General features: G+C 73.0%; 18 protein-coding genes. 12 read left to right on the top strand and 6 right to left on the bottom strand.

The window, feature by feature from the left end:
* Positions 1-7: 7 nt before the first annotated feature.
* Entirely contained in the window at positions 8-223 is a 216-nt protein-coding gene (locus NLX85_RS09245) for a DUF2530 domain-containing protein (RefSeq protein WP_256566634.1), read from the bottom strand.
* A 134-nt stretch (positions 224-357) separates the two neighbouring features.
* On the opposite strand from NLX85_RS09245, the gene NLX85_RS09240 reads away from it, so the two are divergent.
* The 5 genes from NLX85_RS09240 (at position 358) to thpR (ending at position 4,926) form a co-directional block, all read left to right on the top strand.
* Positions 358-1,839, top strand: coding sequence for an NCS2 family permease (locus tag NLX85_RS09240; protein ID WP_254333345.1), 1,482 nt, complete (start codon positions 358-360; stop codon positions 1,837-1,839).
* A 64-nt stretch (positions 1,840-1,903) separates the two neighbouring features.
* Positions 1,904-2,353 carry a MarR family winged helix-turn-helix transcriptional regulator gene (locus NLX85_RS09235; RefSeq protein WP_254333343.1) on the top strand — a complete coding sequence of 150 codons (450 nt, stop codon included), beginning with the start codon at positions 1,904-1,906 and terminating at the stop codon, positions 2,351-2,353.
* A gap of 76 nt (positions 2,354-2,429) precedes the next feature.
* A complete protein-coding gene (locus tag NLX85_RS09230; protein WP_254333342.1) occupies positions 2,430-3,716 on the top strand; it encodes an MFS transporter in 1,287 nt (428 codons plus the stop codon).
* Positions 3,717-3,834: 118 nt separating this feature from the next.
* Positions 3,835-4,344 (top strand): hypothetical protein, encoded by a 510-nt coding sequence (locus NLX85_RS09225; RefSeq protein ID WP_254333335.1) that lies wholly within the window; start codon positions 3,835-3,837, stop codon positions 4,342-4,344.
* Positions 4,345-4,347: 3 nt separating this feature from the next.
* Positions 4,348-4,926: an RNA 2',3'-cyclic phosphodiesterase gene (thpR, locus tag NLX85_RS09220; RefSeq protein WP_254333333.1), complete on the top strand. Its 579-nt coding sequence runs from the start codon at positions 4,348-4,350 to the stop codon at positions 4,924-4,926.
* A 54-nt stretch (positions 4,927-4,980) separates the two neighbouring features.
* Here thpR and NLX85_RS09215 read toward each other — a convergent pair whose 3' ends face one another.
* The 4 genes from NLX85_RS09215 to NLX85_RS09200 all read right to left on the bottom strand — a co-directional run bounded on the left by NLX85_RS09215 (position 4,981) and on the right by NLX85_RS09200 (position 9,787).
* Complete coding sequence (locus NLX85_RS09215) at positions 4,981-5,967, bottom strand: aldo/keto reductase (protein ID WP_254333331.1); 987 nt, start codon at positions 5,965-5,967, stop codon at positions 4,981-4,983.
* A gap of 58 nt (positions 5,968-6,025) precedes the next feature.
* Positions 6,026-7,114: a septation protein SepH gene (gene sepH / locus NLX85_RS09210; RefSeq protein ID WP_254333329.1), complete on the bottom strand. Its 1,089-nt coding sequence runs from the start codon at positions 7,112-7,114 to the stop codon at positions 6,026-6,028.
* A gap of 189 nt (positions 7,115-7,303) precedes the next feature.
* Positions 7,304-8,431 carry a phosphoserine transaminase gene (gene serC, locus NLX85_RS09205; RefSeq protein WP_091314975.1) on the bottom strand — a complete coding sequence of 376 codons (1,128 nt, stop codon included), beginning with the start codon at positions 8,429-8,431 and terminating at the stop codon, positions 7,304-7,306.
* Between the two features lie 249 nt (positions 8,432-8,680).
* A complete protein-coding gene (locus tag NLX85_RS09200; protein WP_254333327.1) occupies positions 8,681-9,787 on the bottom strand; it encodes a citrate synthase 2 in 1,107 nt (368 codons plus the stop codon).
* Between the two features lie 274 nt (positions 9,788-10,061).
* On the opposite strand from NLX85_RS09200, the gene pdxH reads away from it, so the two are divergent.
* From pdxH to NLX85_RS09165, 7 genes are all read left to right on the top strand, one after another.
* Positions 10,062-10,691, top strand: a complete 630-nt coding sequence (pdxH, locus tag NLX85_RS09195; protein ID WP_254333326.1) for a pyridoxamine 5'-phosphate oxidase — start codon at positions 10,062-10,064, stop codon at positions 10,689-10,691.
* A complete protein-coding gene (locus NLX85_RS09190; protein ID WP_254333324.1) occupies positions 10,688-11,986 on the top strand; it encodes an MFS transporter in 1,299 nt (432 codons plus the stop codon). The genes pdxH and NLX85_RS09190 overlap by 4 nt, the downstream gene beginning before the upstream one ends.
* Before the next feature lie 156 nt (positions 11,987-12,142).
* The gene (locus NLX85_RS09185) at positions 12,143-13,072 is read left to right on the top strand and encodes an aldose 1-epimerase family protein (RefSeq protein ID WP_254333322.1); all 930 of its coding nucleotides are present in this window, start codon (positions 12,143-12,145) and stop codon (positions 13,070-13,072) included.
* A gap of 2 nt (positions 13,073-13,074) precedes the next feature.
* Entirely contained in the window at positions 13,075-13,677 is a 603-nt protein-coding gene (locus NLX85_RS09180; protein WP_254333320.1) for a nitroreductase family protein, read from the top strand.
* Positions 13,678-13,808: 131 nt separating this feature from the next.
* Positions 13,809-14,114 (top strand): type II toxin-antitoxin system VapB family antitoxin, encoded by a 306-nt coding sequence (locus NLX85_RS09175; protein WP_089011473.1) that lies wholly within the window; start codon positions 13,809-13,811, stop codon positions 14,112-14,114.
* A gap of 31 nt (positions 14,115-14,145) precedes the next feature.
* Positions 14,146-15,306 (top strand): acyl-CoA dehydrogenase family protein, encoded by a 1,161-nt coding sequence (locus NLX85_RS09170; RefSeq protein ID WP_254333318.1) that lies wholly within the window; start codon positions 14,146-14,148, stop codon positions 15,304-15,306.
* 100 nt (positions 15,307-15,406) lie between these two features.
* Positions 15,407-16,171 (top strand): DUF4230 domain-containing protein, encoded by a 765-nt coding sequence (locus NLX85_RS09165; RefSeq protein WP_189193200.1) that lies wholly within the window; start codon positions 15,407-15,409, stop codon positions 16,169-16,171.
* A 45-nt stretch (positions 16,172-16,216) separates the two neighbouring features.
* Here the strand turns inward: NLX85_RS09165 and NLX85_RS09160 are convergent, their stop codons facing one another.
* A complete protein-coding gene (locus NLX85_RS09160; RefSeq protein WP_254333316.1) occupies positions 16,217-16,423 on the bottom strand; it encodes a PspC domain-containing protein in 207 nt (68 codons plus the stop codon).
* Between the last annotated feature and the right edge of the window lie 127 nt (positions 16,424-16,550).

Below are 16,550 nucleotides of genomic sequence, written 5' to 3'. Positions count from 1 at the left end.
TGAACCGTCAGCCCTGACGGGCGGCGGCCGCCCGGCGGCGGCGCCGGTTGGCGTCGTGCCGCATCATCACGGCCAGCCCGGGAAAGCCCCACAGGAAACCGGCGAGGCAGGTCCAGAGCCAGTTCTCGTGCCCGTGCCCGGTGAGCCAGTCGCGGAAGAAGAGCAGCAGCACCAGCCCGGCCACCGCCCAGACGATCAGCCCGGCGACGGCGATCGGCACCATCGGCGGGTCGAGCGGCTCGGGCCGCGGTTGTTGCTCCTGGGGCACGCGCCCAGCGTACGCGATCGTTCTTCCCTGCCCGTGAGTGATCTGGGACGATGCGCGCGACAACCGGTCGATCAATATGTGAGGACCCGATGGCCATAGCGCCGCCGCCGGACCACGGCACCCCACCCGATCCCGCGCACCCGCGCAACGCCTTCGACCGCTTCTTCGAGATCTCCGCCCGGCGGTCGACGCCGGGCCGGGAGGTCCGGGGCGGTCTGGCCACGTTCTTCACGATGGCGTACATCGTGGTGTTGAACCCGCTGATCCTGGGCAGTGCCGTCGACGGCGACGGCCGCAAGCTCGCCATCCCGGCGCTGGCGGCGGCCACCGCGCTTGTCGCCGGCGTGATGACCATCCTGATGGGCGTGGTGGCCCGGTTCCCGATCGCGCTGGCCGCCGGGCTGGGCGTGAACGCGCTCGTCGCGTTCGAGATCGCGCCTCAGATGACCTGGGCGGACGCCATGGGCCTCGTGGTGATCGAGGGTGTGCTCATCGGCATCCTCGTGCTCACCGGGCTGCGTACCGCGGTGTTCCGCTCGGTGCCGACCCAGCTCAAGACGGCGATCGGCGTCGGCATCGGCCTCTTCCTGACCATCATCGGCCTGGTCGACGCCGGCTTCGTCCGCCGGGTGCCGGACGTCGCGAACACGACCGTGCCGGTCGGGCTGGGCATCAGCGGCAAGATCGTCAGCTGGCCCCTGCTGGTGTTCGTGGTGGGCCTGCTGCTCACCCTGGTGCTGGTGGTACGCCGGATCCGCGGCGCGATCCTCATCGGCATCCTGGTCTCCACCGTGCTGGCGATCATCGTGGAGGCGGTCGGCAACATCGGGCCGTCCTTCGTCGACGGCAAGCCCAACCCCAAGGGCTGGGCGCTGAACGTGCCCGAACTGCCGAAGAAGGTGGTGGACGTCCCCGACCTCTCCCTGCTCGGCAACTTCAACGTGCTGGACTCGTGGACCCGGGTCGGCTGGCTGGTCCCGCTGATGTTCGTCTTCACCCTGCTCATCACGGACTTCTTCGACACCATGGGCACGATGGTCGCCATCGGCCAGGAGGGCGACATGCTCGACGAGCGGGGCACCCCGCCGCGGGCCCGGGAGATCCTGCTTGTCGACTCGATCGCCGCCGCCGCGGGTGGCGCGGCCTCGGTGTCGAGCAACACGTCGTACATCGAGAGCGCGGCCGGGGTCGCGGAGGGCGCCCGGACCGGGGTGGCCAACCTGGTGACCGGCGCCCTGTTCCTGCTGGCCATGTTCCTGGCGCCGCTGTCGGCGGTGGTGCCCTTCGAGGCCGCGTCGACGGCGCTCGTGGTGGTCGGTTTCCTCATGATGACGGCGGTCCGCACCATCGACTGGACCGACTACGAGATCGCCATCCCGGCGTTCCTCACCATCGTGCTGATGCCCTTCACCTATTCGATCTCGAACGGCATCGGGGCCGGCGTGATCACGTTCGTGTTGCTGAAGTTGGCAAAGGGCAAGGTCCGGGACGTCCACCCCCTGCTGTACGGAGTGGCCGCCCTGTTCGTCCTTTACTTCCTGCGCGGGCCGATCGAGTCCGTGGTGCTCTGAAGTCGCTGGTGAGCCTGGTCATATCGCATGTCGTTAGCCAGGCTCATTAGTTAAGCTAACTACTGTGACGGAGCGGACGGTGACGGCGAAACGCGTGCCACCGGCGCAGCTGGCCCCTCAGCTGCGTGATGCGATCACCCGACTCAACCGGCGGGTCCGGCAGGCCCGCCCGGTCGGCGACCTCACGGTCACCCAGCTCTCGGCGCTCACCAGCCTCAAGCTGGCGGGCGCCCTGACACCCAGGGAGCTGGCCGACGTCGAGCGGGTGCAGCCGCCCACGATGACGAAGATCGTCGCGAAGCTGGAGGAGCGCGGCCTCGTGCAGCGCACCCCCCACCCGACCGACGGACGGCAGGTCATCCTGGCGGCGACCGAGGGGGGACGGGCCGTGCTCGACCAGTTCGAGCGGGCCCGCAACGAGTGGCTGGCCAGCCGGTTGGCCGCGCTGACCGAGGACGAACGCGACACGCTGAGCCGTGCCGCCGACATCCTCCAGGGCATCGCTCGCGCCTGAACGGGTACCCGCGTCTTGCGGTCCGCTTCGTCCGTTGTGGATGAGGCGTACATGATCGCGAGGAGGCGCACCTAGAGTGCAGGCCAAGCTGAGCACGATGTTCCAGTCCCTACGAGTCCGTAACTACCGACTCTTCGCCACCGGGCAGCTGATCAAACTGATCGGCGTCTGGATGATGTTCATCGCCCAGGACTGGCTCGTCCTCGAGCTCAGCGACAACTCCGCGACCGCGCTCGGCGTGGTCACCGCGTTGCAGTTCACCCCCGTCCTCCTGCTGACCCTGCTCTCCGGCCGCCTCGCCGACCGCTACGACAAGCGGATGCTGCTCTTCGTCGCCAACGCGTTCTGGACCGTGCTGGCGCTGGTGATGAGCGTCCTGGTGGTCACCGGTCTGGTGCAGCTCTGGCACGTCTTCGCGTTCGCCGCCCTGCTCGGCGTCGCCAACGCCGTGGAGACCCCGGTCCGGCAGGCGTTCGTCTCCGAACTGGTCGGCGTGCCGCTGCTGCCGAACGCGCTCTCCCTCAACGCGGCCACCTTCAACTCGGCCCGGATCGTCGGCCCGGCCGTCGCCGGCCTGGCCATCGCCGCCTTCGACGTCGGCCCGGTCTTCCTGTTCAGCGCGCTCAGCTCCATCGCCCCGCTGGTCAACGTCGTCCGGATGCGGGCCGCGGAGCTGCACCGCAAGGACCTGCCGCCGGCCGGCCAGCGCGACCAGGCCAAGGTGGTCGACGGCCTCCGGTACGTCGCGCGCCGCCCCGACCTCCTGCTGCCGATGGTCGTCATGTCGGTGATCGGGATGAGCCTGTTCAACTTCCAGCTCACCCTCGCCGCGCTGGCCAAGACCGTGTTCCACACCGGCGCCGCCTCGTTCGGCCTGTTCAGCACCGCCCTGGCGGTCGGCGCGCTGGTCGGCGCCCTCGCCGGCACCGGCCGGCGCAGCCGGCCCTCGGTCTGGCTGGTGCTCGGCGCGGCGGTCGGCTGCGCCAGCTTCGGCACCCTGGTCGGGCTCGCCCCGGCGTACTGGCTGGTGGTCACGCTGCTGCTGCCCACCGGATTCTTCATGGTGTTCTTCGCCCAGGCCGCCAACCAGCGGGTCCAGCTCGGCGTCGACGCCGCCTTCCGGGGCCGGGTCATGGCGCTCTGGGTGCTCGTCTTCCTCGGCACCAACCCGGTCGGCGCGCCGATCATCGGCTGGGTGGCCGAGACCTTTGGCGCCGGCGCGAGCATCTGGATCGGCGGCCTCATCTCGCTGGCCGCCGCGCTGCTGGCGCTCACCTGGCAGCTGCGCCGCTCCGGCGCCCGGCTGCGGATGCGGGTGCTGCCCATGCCGCGCTTCTACGTGGTGTCGCCCGGGGCCGAGTGACCCGTCGACCGCCCGAAGGACCGGTTCCCGCCCTGGGGACCGGTCCTTCCTCATTCATTCGCGTCCGGATCTCGCCAATCGGGTGGCGGGCGGGGACAACGGGGCTTAGCGTCGATACGTGGGAGTGGGACGGGGACTGCTGCTGATGCTGGCGATCCTCGCTGTCTGCTGCCTGCCGGCCCTGTTCGCGCTGGTCTTCTGCGCCGACGAGATCCTCGACCGGGTGGCCTGCGGGTGGGCCGAATGGCGCGAGCACCGCCGGGAACGCCGCACCATCGCCCGGCTGGACCGGGCCATCGAGGCCGAGTCGCTCACCCGGGACATCGACCTCACCGAGTTCGACCGGGAGAACCGCCGCCCGCTGGAACAGCTCGCCGTCGACCTGCGCCGCCTCGGCGGCCACCGGCTCGCCGCGAGCGACCGCTCGGTGGTCTGGCACGGCGCGGTCATCGACGCGTACGACGAGCGGCTGCGGGCCGCCTGCGGGGCGCTGGGCATCGCCGAGCACCTGACCGAGCTGGACGGCGTCGACCGGGAGATCGAACGGGTACGCGTCGAGGGCCTCCTGCACGCCGCCGGGCTGACCCTGCCCGCCGCCCGCCCCGGTCACCACCAGCGTCACCGCTGACCGGTGCGGCTCTTCGTCGCGGTCTACCCGCCGAAGCCGGCGGTCGACGACCTGGGCGCGCAGGTGGCCCGGCTGCGCACCGGCGCCGCCTCCGCGGCCGGCACCAACGTCCGGCTGGCCGACCCGGCCAACGCCCACCTCACGCTGGCGTTCCTCGGTGACGTGCCCGACGACCGGCTGGTCGACGTGGAGAGCGCGCTCGGCCTCGCCGCGCAGACGTTCCGCGACGCCCGGGGCAGCTCCCCGCGGCTGCGGCTCGGCGGCGGGGGCAGCTTCGGGCGCGGCCGGTTCACCGTGCTCTGGGTGGACGTGCGCGGCGAGGTCGACGCGCTGGCCGTGCTCGCCCGGCTGATCCGGTCCGGCCTGCGCCGGGCCCGGCTGCCGCACGACGAGAAGCCGTTCCGGGCCCACCTGACCATCGCCCGCCCCGGCGACCGGATCGACCGCGCCGACGTGCTGGCCGACCGGGAGACCCTGCATGACTACCTGGGCCCGGAGTGGAGCGCCGACGAACTGGTCCTGGTACGCAGCCACCCCGGCCCGCACCCCACCTACGACCGCCTGGCCACCTGGCCCGTGTGAGCGCGGTGGCCAGGCTCGCCGGGGCAGGCGGAAGGCCCACCCCGGCGAGGGGAACTACCAGGCCCAGGCTTCCGGGCCGGGGCCGCCGTTGCCGACCGGCGGGAACAGCTCGTCGAGCTTTTCCAGCGTCTGCTCGTCCAGGCGTACGGACAGGGCGCCCAGGTTGCGGTCGAGCTGGTCCATGGTGCGCGGGCCGACGATCGGGGCCGTCACGCCGGGGCGGGAGAGGAGCCAGGCCAGCGCCACGTCGGCCGGGTCGTGGCCCAGGTCGGCGCAGAGCTTCTCGTACGCCTCGATGGTGGTCCGGTGCTCGGCCAGCGCGTCGGCCGACCGGCCGGTGGCGCCCCGGGCCGCGCCGCCCTCGGCCATCTTGCGGATGACCCCGGAGAGCAGCCCGCCGTGCAGCGGCGACCACGGGATGATGCCGAGCCCGTAGTGCTGCGCGGCCGGGATCACCTCCAGCTCGACGTGCCGGGTCATCAGGTTGTAGATGCTCTGCTCCGAGACGAGGCCGAGGAAGTTGCGGCGGCCCGCCGCGGCCTGCGCCTGCGCGATGTGCCAGCCGGCGAAGTTGGACGAGCCGACGTAGAGCACCTTGCCCTGGGCGACCAGGGTCTCCATGGCCTGCCAGATCTCCTCCCACGGCGTGCTCCGGGAGACGTGGTGCATCTGGTAGAGGTCGATGGTGTCGGTCTGGAGCCGGCGCAGCGAGTCCTCGGCGGCCCGGATGATGTGCCGGGCGCTCAGGCCCTGCTCGTTGGGCCACTCGCCCATCTTGCCGTAGACCTTGGTGGCCAGGACGACCTTGTCCCGGCGCCCGCCGCCCTGCGCGAGCCAGCGGCCGATGATCTGCTCGGTGACGCCCTCACCGAGCTTCCAGCCGTAGACGTTCGCGGTGTCGAAGAAGTTGATCCCGTGTTCCAGCGCCCGGTCCATGATGGCGAAGCTTCCCGGCTCGGTCGTCTGCGGACCGAAGTTCATGGTGCCGAGGCAGAGCCGGCTCACCGAGAGACCGGTGCGTCCCAGGTTCGTGTACTCCATGGGTCCACCCTGGCACGCGGGCACTTAGAGTGCCTCGCCTTGCCAGGGTGGCCGTGGGTCAGGAGGACTCGCGGGCCGCCGGGCCGGTGCCGAAGAGGACGTCGTCCCAGCTCGGCAGCCGCTTGCGGGGCTTGCCGCCGGCCTCGGTGGACTCGGTGCCGCTGCCGCCGGTCGTCGCCGTGGGGCCGGTGCGCCGCGGCCGGAGCACGGCCAGCGACGGCACGGTCGGGATCTCCTTCGGCGCGTCCGAGTCGTCGTCGAACGCGGAGCCCTGGCCGCCGCCGAGCAGCGCGGCCGCGCCCCCGGTGACCGCCCGTTGGCGGGGTGCGTCGGGGCCGGCCAGCGCGGCCGGGGAGCGGGTGTCCAGGCCGCGGCCGGAGGTGCCGCCGAGCGGCCGGTCCAGCGAGGCGAGCAGCGCGTCGCGGCCGGCGCGGATCGGGTCCCGCCCCGGACGGGCGTGCTCGGACGGCGACGGCAGGCCGTGCCCGCCCCGGCTCGGCTCGCCGCGCGACGGGCCGGGCAGCGCGTGGCCGCCCCGCTCCGGCGCCGGCTCCTGGCCGAGGATCGGCGTGGGCCGCTCGGCGCACAGGTACTGCGCCATGTCGTCGTGCGGGGTGACGTTCTGCCGGAGCTTGTCGAGGTCCCAGACCGCCTGCGCGGTGGCCTTGCCGGACGGCCAGGTGGCGATGATGCGCCAGGTGCCGTCGTCGCGCCGGTAGGCGTCCCAGGAGATCTTCTCGGTGTCGATCCCGTGCTGGGCCAGCCGGCCGTTGACGACCTCGGCCAGCGGGGTCGGCTTCTCGGCGCCCTTGAGCCGGGTGCGCCGGGCGTGCTGGGCGAGCATGGCCCGCTCCTGGAGCACCGGGCCGGCGTAGCGCAGCACCCGGTCGACCGGAACGCCGGCGATCCGGGCCACGTCCTCGGCGGACTCGCCGGAACGGATCCGGGCCTGGATGTCCCGCGGGGAGAGCGACGGCGTGGGATCGGCGGCGGACGGCACCACCGCGAGCGGCGTCGAGCCCGGCTCGGCGTGCATCGCCGAGGCGATGCGCTCGTCGATGGGCAGGGCGAGCAGGCGCCCGACCTCGTCGGCGAGCACCAGAGCCTGGCCGTCCTCCGAAAGGGCGACGAAGCGTACTGGGCGCATGGGCTTGCCTCCGTCCCGCTTCGCTGGCCGTCACGCCACGAGCCGGCCACCCGGGCGTCCTCGGACCACCGTACGCTCATCTACCCGAAGGTGGGGGATGCGACACCCGGCATGTTGCGACTGAGCTGCGGCGATGATCACGGTGGGTGGTCGCCGGAGCCCCGACGACCACCCACCGTCACCGGGTGATCAGAGTCGCTCGACCACGTAGTCGATGGACGCGGTGAGCGCCTCCACGTCGGCCGGCTCGACCGCCGGGAAGAGCGCGACGCGGAGCTGGTTGCGGCCGAGCTTCCGGTAGGGCTCGGTGTCCACGATGCCGTTGGCGCGCAGCGCCTTGGCGATCGCGGTGGCGTCCACGCCGTCGGCGAAGTCGATGGTGGCGACCACGTTGGAGCGCAGCGCCGGGTCGGTCACGAACGGGGTCGCGAACGACGAGCGCTCCGCCCAGCCGTAGACGATGCCGGCGCTCTCGGCGGTGCGCTTGGCCGCCCAGGCCAGCCCACCCTGCGAGTTCATCCAGTCGGTCTGCTCGGCGGCCAGGAAGATGGTGGCCAGCGCCGGCGTGTTGTAGGTCTGCTCCAGCCGCGAGTTGTCGATCGCGGTGACCAGGTCGAGGAAGGCCGGGATATAGCGGCCCGACTCCTTGATCTCGGTGGCCCGGGCCAGCGCGGCCGGCGACATGAGGGCCAGCCAGAGGCCGCCGTCGGAGCCGAAGCACTTCTGCGGCGCGAAGTAGTAGACGTCGGTCTCGCCGACGTTGACCTCCAGGCCGCCGGCGCCGGAGGTGGCGTCGACCAGCAGCAGCGAGCCCTCGTCGGCGCCCGGCACCCGGCTGATCGGCACCGCCACGCCGGTGGAGGTCTCGTTGTGCGGGGTGGCGTAGACGTCCACGCCCGCCTCGGCGACCAGGGTCGGCGCGCTGCCCGCGTCGGACTTGCGCACGGTCGGCTCGCCCAGGAACGGGGCGTCCTTGACCGACTTGGCGAACTTGGCGCCGAACTCGCCGAAGCTGGCGAACTGGGCCCGGTCGCGGACCAGGCCGAAGGTGGCGACCTCCCAGAAGGCGGTGGTGCCGCCGTTGCCGAGCACCACCTCGTAGCCCTCGGGGAGGGAGAAGAACTCGGCGATGCCCCGGCGCAGCCGGGCCACCTGGTCGCGGACCGTCTTCTGCCGGTGCGAGGTGCCCAGGTAGCTGGTGGCGACGTCGGCGAGCGCGGAGACCGCCGCCGGACGGACCTTGGACGGCCCGCAGCCGAAGCGGCCGTCGGCGGGCCTGATGTCGTCGGGAATCCGGATGGTCGGTGCGTCAGCCACGGTTTTCTCGATCCTTCCGCATGGGCGAGGGCGGGCCCTTTCAGCGGGCGCGGAGCGACGGCGGCCACGCGCGGGCGCGCGGCGGAGCCGGGTCCGAGCCCGGTCCGGCGGCACTGCCGGCCTTCATCCTCGCACCCGCGCCACCCGCTCCGGCGGCTGGTCCCACCACCGGGGCTGAGGGATGCGCCACAACGCGCCAGGGCCCGGTCCGCGACGGACCGGGCCCTGGACGGGGTACGCGGGGGAGGGTCAGACGCCGTGCGGGATGGCGTCCCAGCCCTCGACCTCCTGCGGCTTCCGGCTGCCCGGGCCGACGTAGCGGGCCGACGGGCGGACCAGCCGCTGGAGCTTCTTCTGCTCCAGGATGTGAGCGGACCAACCGCCCATCCGGGCACAGGTGAACATCGAGGTGAACATGTGCGCCGGCACCTCGGCGAAGTCGAGCACCACGGCCGACCAGAACTCGACGTTGGTGGCGAGCACCCGGTCCGGGCGGCGGGCCTGGAGCTCGGCCAGGGCGGCCTTCTCCAGCGCCTCGGCGATCTCGAAGCGCGGCGCGCCCAGCTCCTTGGCGGTGCGGCGGAGCACGCGGGCGCGCGGGTCCTCGGCCCGGTAGACCCGGTGGCCGAAGCCCATGAGCCGCTCGCCCCGGTCGAGGACGCCCTTGACGTAGCCCTCGGCGTCGCCGCTGCGCTCGACGGCCGCCAGCATGCTGAGCACCCGCGACGGGGCGCCGCCGTGCAGCGGGCCGGAGAGCGCGCCGATGCCGGAGGAAATGCAGGCCGCGGCGTCGGCGCCGGTGGAGGCGACGATCCGGGCGGTGAAGGTGGAGGCGTTCAGGCCGTGCTCGGCGGCCGAGATGAAGTAGGCGTCGACGGCCTTGACGTGCCGCGGGTCGGGCTCACCCCGCCAGCGCTTCATGAACCGCTCGACGATGGTCTCCGCCTTGTCGATCTCCTTCTGCGGCACGGCGGGCAGGCCGAGGCCGCGGGCGGACTGGGCCACGAAGGAGAGCGCGGTGACCGACACCCGGGCCAGGTCCTCGCGGGCCTGCTCGTCGGAGATGTCGAGGAGCTGGCTGAGCCCCCAGTACGGGGCCAGCATGGCGACCGCGGACTGCACGTCGACGCGGATGTCGCCGGAGTGCACCGGCACCGGGAACGGCTCCGCCGGCGGCAGGCCCGGGCCGAAGCGCCCGTCCACCAGCAGCGCCCAGACGTTGCCGAAGGAGACCTGACCGATCAGATCCTCGATGTCCACGCCGCGGTAGCGCAGCGCGCCGCCCTCGCGGTCCGGTTCGGCGATCTCGGTCTCGAAGGCTACGACGCCCTCCAGGCCCGGTTTGAAGTCGGCCATGTCGTCTCCTGGCTTCCGGCGGTGGTGGTGGCCGCGCGGGGCTCGGCGGGCCCGCGGCTTAGGCGACCCTCAGGGATGTGTTCGGAACATCTTGCCTGCTCGGTAACCGGATTCGCGACCCGCGGCGACTGTGCGCCACATGACATCCCCGCCGGTGGACAGGCTCACGGGCTGGAGAAGACTGGGTGGTGGGGCCTGGCCAGCGTCGGGGGACGCCGGCATCCCCGGGAGAGGGACGACGAGAGTGACGGGCGACACACCTGCCCCGGCCGGTATGCGTAACGAGTACGCCGCCGACCTGGGCCTTTCCGAATCGGATCTCGCGCCGGACTGGCACACGCAGTTCGGCCGCTGGTTCGCCGACGCGGTGGCTCATCCGCTGCCCGAGCCGAACGCCATGGTGGTCGGGACCGCCGACGCGCAGGGGCGGCCGAGCGGCCGCACCGTGCTGCTCAAGGGGTACGACCCGGACGGCTTCGTCTTCTACACCAACTACGGCTCCCGCAAGGGCGGCGAGGCGACCGCCAACCCGTGGGCCAGCCTGGTCTTCCCCTGGTTCCCGATGCACCGGCAGGTGACGGTCACCGGGCGGGTCGAGCGGGTCGACCGGGCGGAGACCGAGGCGTACTTCGCCAGCCGGCCGCGCGGCTCCCAGCTGGGCGCCTGGGCCAGCACCCAGTCCGAGGTGGTCCCGGACCGGGCGGCGCTGGACGCGGCGTACCGGGCGGCGGCCGAGCGCTTCGCCGACGTGGACGTGATCCCCGCGCCGCCGCACTGGGGCGGGTTCCGGGTGCGCCCGGAGACGGTGGAGTTCTGGCAGGGCCGGGCCAGCCGGCTGCACGACCGGCTGCGGTTCCGACGTACCGAGGGTGGGGTCTGGGTCACCGAGCGGCTGGCCCCGTGACGGGGGTCAGGGAGGCCCGGCCGCGCGGAGCGCGCCGCTGGGCGATCGACCTGCGCCCGCTGGGCGTGCCCGCGTACCGCCGGGTGTGGCTCGGCAACGCGGTGGCGATGTTCGGCTTCCAGTTCACCGCCGTGGCGGTGCCGGTGGAGATGTTCGACCTGACCGGCGGCTCGCTCTGGGTCGGCCTGCTCGGGATCGCCGGCTTCCTGCCGCTGCTGGTCTTCGGGCTCTGGGGCGGGGCGGTCGCCGACGCCCGGGACCGGCGGCTGGTGCTGCTGGCCGGTGGCGGCCTGCTCTGGGCGTCGACCCTGGCGCTGCTGCTCCAGTCGCTGCTGCGGGTGGGCAGCCCGACGCTGCTGCTGGCCCTGGTCGCGGTGCAGTCGATCGCGTTCGCGATCACCTCGCCGGCCCGCAGCGCGATCCTGCCCCGCCTGGTGCCCGCCGACCTCGTTCCGGCGGCCAGCACGCTGAACTTCACCACGTTCACGGCGACCTCGGTCTTCGGGCCGCTGGCCGCCGGCCTGATCTTCGCCACCTGGCGCACCGACGCCGGGCTGCCGATCGCGTACGGCGTGGACGCGCTGCTCTTCACCGTGTCGCTCTGGGCCACGCTGCGGCTGCCGACCATGCCGCCCGAGCCCGACCCGGGCGGCGACGGCACGTCCCGCAAGGCCGGGCTGGCCAGCATCGTCGACGGGCTCCGCTACCTGGCCACCACGCCGGTGCTGCTGCTCTCCTTCGCCATCGACCTGATCGCCATGATCCTGGCCATGCCCCGGGCCCTCTTCCCCGAGCTGGCGCACCAGCGGTTCGGCGGCGGGGCGGCGGTCGGCTGGCTCTACAGCGCCATCGCCATCGGCGCCATGCTGGGCGGCCTCACCTCCGGCTGGATCGGCCGGGTGCGCCGGCAGGGGCTCGCGCTGGTGGTGGCCGTGGTCGGCTGGGGCGTGGCGATCGCCGCCGCCGGGCTGGCCCGCCAGCTCTGGCTGGTGGTGGCGCTGCTCGGCCTGGCCGGCGCCGCCGACCTGGTCAGCGCGACCCTGCGCCAGTCGATGCTGCTGGTCTACGCACCGGACCGGATGCGCGGCCGGCTCCAGGGCGTCAACACCGTGGTGGTCGCCGGTGGCCCGCGCCTGGGCGACCTGCGGGCCGGGGCGATGGCCGCCGGGTTCGGCACCGGGGCCGCCATGGTCGCCGGCGGCCTGGCCTCCGCCGTCCTCGCGGTCGCGCTTGTCGCGGTCTTCCCGGCGCTGCTCCGCTACCGCGCCGCCGCCCAGTCCGGCGACCGGAACTGAGCGCCGGCCCGGGGCGGACCGACGCCGGGCCGGCGGGCGGAACTGACGGTGGCCCGGGGCGGCGAACCGCGGCCCGGGGCCCGGAACCGGCCGCACGCTGGGACGCCGCCGGGCGGGCCCCGCGCCGGGTGGGGGTGACGGGCTAAGGTCGCCGGCATGGAGACCGACGCGCGCCCGTCCCCGTCGGGGACACAGTGGACCATTGCCGCCGGCGGCCACGAGGCCGTCGTGGTCGAGGTCGGCGGCGGCCTGCGGACCTACCGGCACGACGGGGTCGACTACCTCGACGGGTACGAGGCGGACGAGCTCTGCCCCGGTTCGGCCGGTCACGTGCTGGCCCCCTGGCCGAACCGCATCCGGGACGGCGCGTACACGTTCGGCGACCGGTCGTTGCAGCTCGACCTGACCGAGCCCGCCCGGCACAACGCCATCCACGGCCTGGTCAACTGGGTGCGGTGGCAGCTCGTCGAGGAGTCGCCGGGGAGCGTGACGCTGGGCTACGAGCTGCCGCCGAGCCCGGGCTACCCGTGGGCGCTGCGGCTGCGGAGCCGGTGGAGCGTCGGTGCGGGCGGGCTGCGCGCCGAGCACGAGGTGACAAACCTGTCCGGCGAGCCGGCGCCGTTCGGCTTCTCCGTGCACCCCTACCTGCAACTGCCCAAGGTCGGCGTGGAGGAGTTGTCGCTGCGGGTGCCGGGGCGCACCCGGGTGCTGCTGGACACCCGGCTGCTGCCGGTGGCCGCGACCGAGGTGGCCGGCACCGAGTACGACTGGACCGAACCCCGCCCGATCGGCGACGCGGTGCTCGACCTGGCCTTCGGCGACGTGGAGCGGGACGCCGACGGCGGCTCGGCGGTGACCCTGGCCGCGCCGGACGGCTCGGCCGCGGTGCACATCTGGGCGGACGCCGAGTTCGGCTGGTGGCAGGTCTTCACCGGGGACACCCTCACCGGGGAGCGGCACCGGCGCTCGGTGGCGGTCGAGCCGATGACCTGCCCGGCGGACGCGTTCCGCTCCGGCAAGGACCTGATCACGCTGGCTCCCGGGCAGACCTGGCGGGGCGCCTGGGGCATCCGGCCCGGGGCCTGAGCGTGGAGTTCGCCGAGGTCGTCCGGCGCCGCCGGATGGTCCGCAACTACGACCCGGACCGCCCGGTCCCGCCCGAGGTGGTGGACCGGCTGCTGGACCACGCCGTCCGGGCCCCGTCGGCCGGGTTCGCCCAGGGCTGGGGTTTCCTGGTGCTGGAGGAGCCGGCCGACCGCGAGCGGTTCTGGGCGGCGGCCACCCCGGACGGCGGCGGCCGGGAACGCTGGCTCGCCGGGATGCGCAAGGCCCCGCTGATCGTGGTGCCGCACGCCAACCGTTCCGCGTACCTCGACCGCTACGCCGAGCCGGACAAGGGGTGGGCGGACCGTTCCGAGGACCGCTGGCCGGTGCCCTACTGGTACGTCGACACCGGCTTCGCCGCCCTGCTGATGCTGCTCACCGCCGTCGACGAGGGGCTGGGCGCCTGCTTCTTCGGCATCCCGCCGCAGCGGATCGGGGCGTACCGGGAGGCGTTCGGCGTGCCGGCGGAGTACCACCCGATCGGCGCGGTCACGGTAGGTTACCGGGCACCCGACCACCGGTCACCGTCGCTGCGCCGCGGCCGCCGTCCGGTGGACGAGGTGGTCCGGCGAGGTCGCTGGAATTGACCGTGGTTCAGCGCTTCCGGCCTGGGTATCGGCGGTAGCGAAACCGACATGAGGGAGTAAAACGCGGTGTGGCGGGTGCGGCTAGGCTGGCACCGACATCATCAGGCCGGCCGGGGGGAGGGGAGCGTGCCGTGATCTTCAGGGCGGTCCGGGACGGGCGTCCCTACCCGGAGCACAACCTCACGCTCAAGCAGTGGGCCGAGATCCCGCCGCGCCCGCTGCGGCTGGACCAGCTCATCACCACCAAGCGGGAGCTGGCGCTGGACAAGCTCCTCGCCGAGGACTCCACCTTCTACGGCGACCTCTTCCCGCACGTCGTGCAGTGGAACGGTGGCCTCTACCTGGAGGACGGCCTGCACCGGGCGCTGCGCGCGGCGCTCCAGCAGCGCAACCAGATCCACGCCCGGGTGCTGGTGCTCAGCGGTCAGGCCGAGTGACGCGCCCCTGAGTCTTCGTTAAGGTGACGCCATGACCCCTCTCGACCTGCTGGACATCGACGCGTCGCTGGGCGAGGAGGAACGGCAGATCCGCGCCGTCGTGCGCCAACTGATCGACGACCGGGTCCGCCCGCACGTCGCCGGCTGGTACGAGGACGGCCACGTCCCGGCCCGCGAGCTGGCCCGCGAGTTCGGCAAGCTCGGCCTGCTCGGCATGCACCTGACCGGCTACGGCTGCGCCGGCGCGTCGGCCGTCGCGTACGGGCTGGCCTGCCTGGAGTTGGAGGCCGGCGACTCCGGCATCCGCTCGCTGGTCTCGGTGCAGGGGTCGCTGGCCATGTACGCCATCTGGCGCTACGGCAGCGAGGAGCAGAAGCAGCGCTGGCTGCCCGCCATGGCGGCCGGCGAGGCGATCGGCTGCTTCGGGCTGACCGAGCCGGACCACGGCTCCGACCCGGCCTCGATGGCCACCCGCGCCCGCCGCGACGGCGACGACTGGATCCTCAACGGCAGCAAGCTGTGGATCACCAACGCGCCGATCGCCGACGTCGGGGTGATCTGGGCGCGCACCGACGAGGGCGTGCGCGGCTTCGCCGTACCGATGGACACGCCGGGGGTGACGGCGCGGGAGATCCGGCACAAGATGTCGCTGCGCGCGTCGGTGACCGGCGAGATCGCCCTCGACGACGTGCGGCTCCCGGCGGACGCCCGGCTGCCCGAGGCGACCGGGCTCAAGGCGCCGCTGAGCTGCCTCACGGAGGCCCGGCACGGCATCGTCTGGGGCGCGCTCGGCGCGGCCCGGGACTGCCTGGAGACGGCGCTGTCCTACGCGACCACCAGGACGCAGTTCGGCCGGCCGCTGGCCGGCTTCCAGCTCACCCAGGCCAAGCTCGCCGACATGGCGGTCGAGTGGAACAAGGGGCTGCTGCTGGCGCTGCACCTGGGCCGGCTCGCCGACGCCGGGAAGCTGCGCCCGGACCAGGTCAGCGTGGGCAAGCTGAACAACGTCCGGGAGGCCATCGCCATCGCCCGGGAGTGCCGGACCATCCTCGGCGCGAACGGCGTCTCGGGTGAGTACCCGGTGATGCGGCACGCCAACAACCTGGAGAGCGTGCTGACCTACGAGGGCACCTCGGAGATCCACCAGCTGGTCATCGGCCAGCGGCTGACCGGGCTCTCCGCCTTCGCCTGACCTGCGGATCCACCCGATCGGCTCGCTCGGCGAGCGAGTGTCGCACGGTGGCCGTACCGTCATTCTCAGTCGATGTTTCTGACGAGGACGGTGAGGGGCGATGGCCCGCGACGGTGACATCAACCAGCCCACCAGGGAGTTCCCGGAATATCCGACCGGTGAGTCTCTCCGGGCCCGGTCGGACGTCCCACCCGAGCCCGGCCGTGGTGGCCCGGGCTCGCCGGGCGCCCCGGCACGCGGCCTGCTCTGGGTGCTCGGCGCGGCCGCGCTGGCCGTGGTGGTGCTGCTCGGCGTGCAGGCGACCGGCCTGCTCCCGGACTTCCGCAACCCGTTCGCCAAGGAGCAGACCGACCGCAGCCAGCCGCCGCTGCTCAAGTCGATCCGCGACCTGAGCCGCTACGTGGCCGCCGAGGGCAACTTCCAGGTGGTGGTCGACGTGCAGAAGGACCGCCGCAACGTGCCCGACTTCCTGCTCAACGAGCGCACGCTCTTCGTCGGGGCGGGCCGCATCGAGGCGTACGTCGACTTTGCCAAGATCGCCGACGGGGCGGTGGTGGTCTCCGACGACGGCAAGTCCGTGGAGATCAAGCTGCCCGCGCCGCAGCTCGGCGAGACCGACCTGGACATGGACAAGAGCTACGTCTTCGCCGAGCAGCGCGGCCTCATCAACCGGCTGAACGACCTGGTCGGCGGCGACCCCAACCGGCAGCAGCAGGTCTACCAGCTCGCCGAGGACCGGATCACCGCGGCGGCCCGGGACAGCGGCCTCACCGCCCGGGCCGAGGAGAACACCCGCAAGATGCTGGAGGGCCTGCTCCGGTCCCTCGGCTACCAGAAGGTGACGGTCACCTACACGGCGTCCTGACGCCGCCGTCGCCCGCCCCGGTGCTACCGGGGCGGGCGGCGCGGGTCAGCGGCCGGTCGCGAGGTAGCGGTCCTCGTTCGGCATGAGGACCCAGAGGATCAGGTAGACGATCACCTGGGTGCCGGGCAGCAGCAGCGACAGCAGGAACAGCAGCCGGACCATGCCGGCCGACATGCCGAACCGCTGGGCCAGGCCGGCACAGACACCGGCGAACACGCGCCCCTGGCGGGGCCGGACCAGTTTGCGACTCATCGTCGAACTCCCACTTCTGCGGCGATCCGCCGCGCTGATTCCACGGTAGGAACGGGAGCGCGTCCCGCCCTCGGCCCCGAGGAGGATCGGCGACCCGGGAACCCGTAGGTGCTTTACCCCCGCCGGC

This window comes from Micromonospora sp. A3M-1-15 (assembly GCF_024213425.1).
In the GTDB taxonomy this organism is placed as follows: Bacteria; Actinomycetota; Actinomycetes; order Mycobacteriales; family Micromonosporaceae; genus Micromonospora; species Micromonospora chersina.
This window is presented reverse-complemented; position numbering and strand designations above follow the sequence as displayed.

Excerpts from the sequence above, each read along its gene's own strand:
- NLX85_RS09165 (WP_189193200.1), top strand. The coding sequence starts at position 15,407 with ATGGCCCGCGACGGTGACATCAACCAGCCCACCAGGGAGTTCCCGGAA.
- NLX85_RS09200 (WP_254333327.1), bottom strand. The coding sequence starts at position 9,787 with ATGGCCGACTTCAAACCGGGCCTGGAGGGCGTCGTAGCCTTCGAGACC.
- NLX85_RS09185 (WP_254333322.1), top strand. The coding sequence starts at position 12,143 with ATGGAGACCGACGCGCGCCCGTCCCCGTCGGGGACACAGTGGACCATT.
- NLX85_RS09240 (WP_254333345.1), top strand. The coding sequence starts at position 358 with ATGGCCATAGCGCCGCCGCCGGACCACGGCACCCCACCCGATCCCGCG.
- NLX85_RS09160 (WP_254333316.1), bottom strand. The coding sequence starts at position 16,423 with ATGAGTCGCAAACTGGTCCGGCCCCGCCAGGGGCGCGTGTTCGCCGGT.
- NLX85_RS09245 (WP_256566634.1), bottom strand. The coding sequence starts at position 223 with ATGGTGCCGATCGCCGTCGCCGGGCTGATCGTCTGGGCGGTGGCCGGG.
- NLX85_RS09170 (WP_254333318.1), top strand. The coding sequence starts at position 14,146 with ATGACCCCTCTCGACCTGCTGGACATCGACGCGTCGCTGGGCGAGGAG.
- pdxH (WP_254333326.1), top strand. The coding sequence starts at position 10,062 with ATGCGTAACGAGTACGCCGCCGACCTGGGCCTTTCCGAATCGGATCTC.
- sepH (WP_254333329.1), bottom strand. The coding sequence starts at position 7,114 with ATGCGCCCAGTACGCTTCGTCGCCCTTTCGGAGGACGGCCAGGCTCTG.
- NLX85_RS09215 (WP_254333331.1), bottom strand. The coding sequence starts at position 5,967 with ATGGAGTACACGAACCTGGGACGCACCGGTCTCTCGGTGAGCCGGCTC.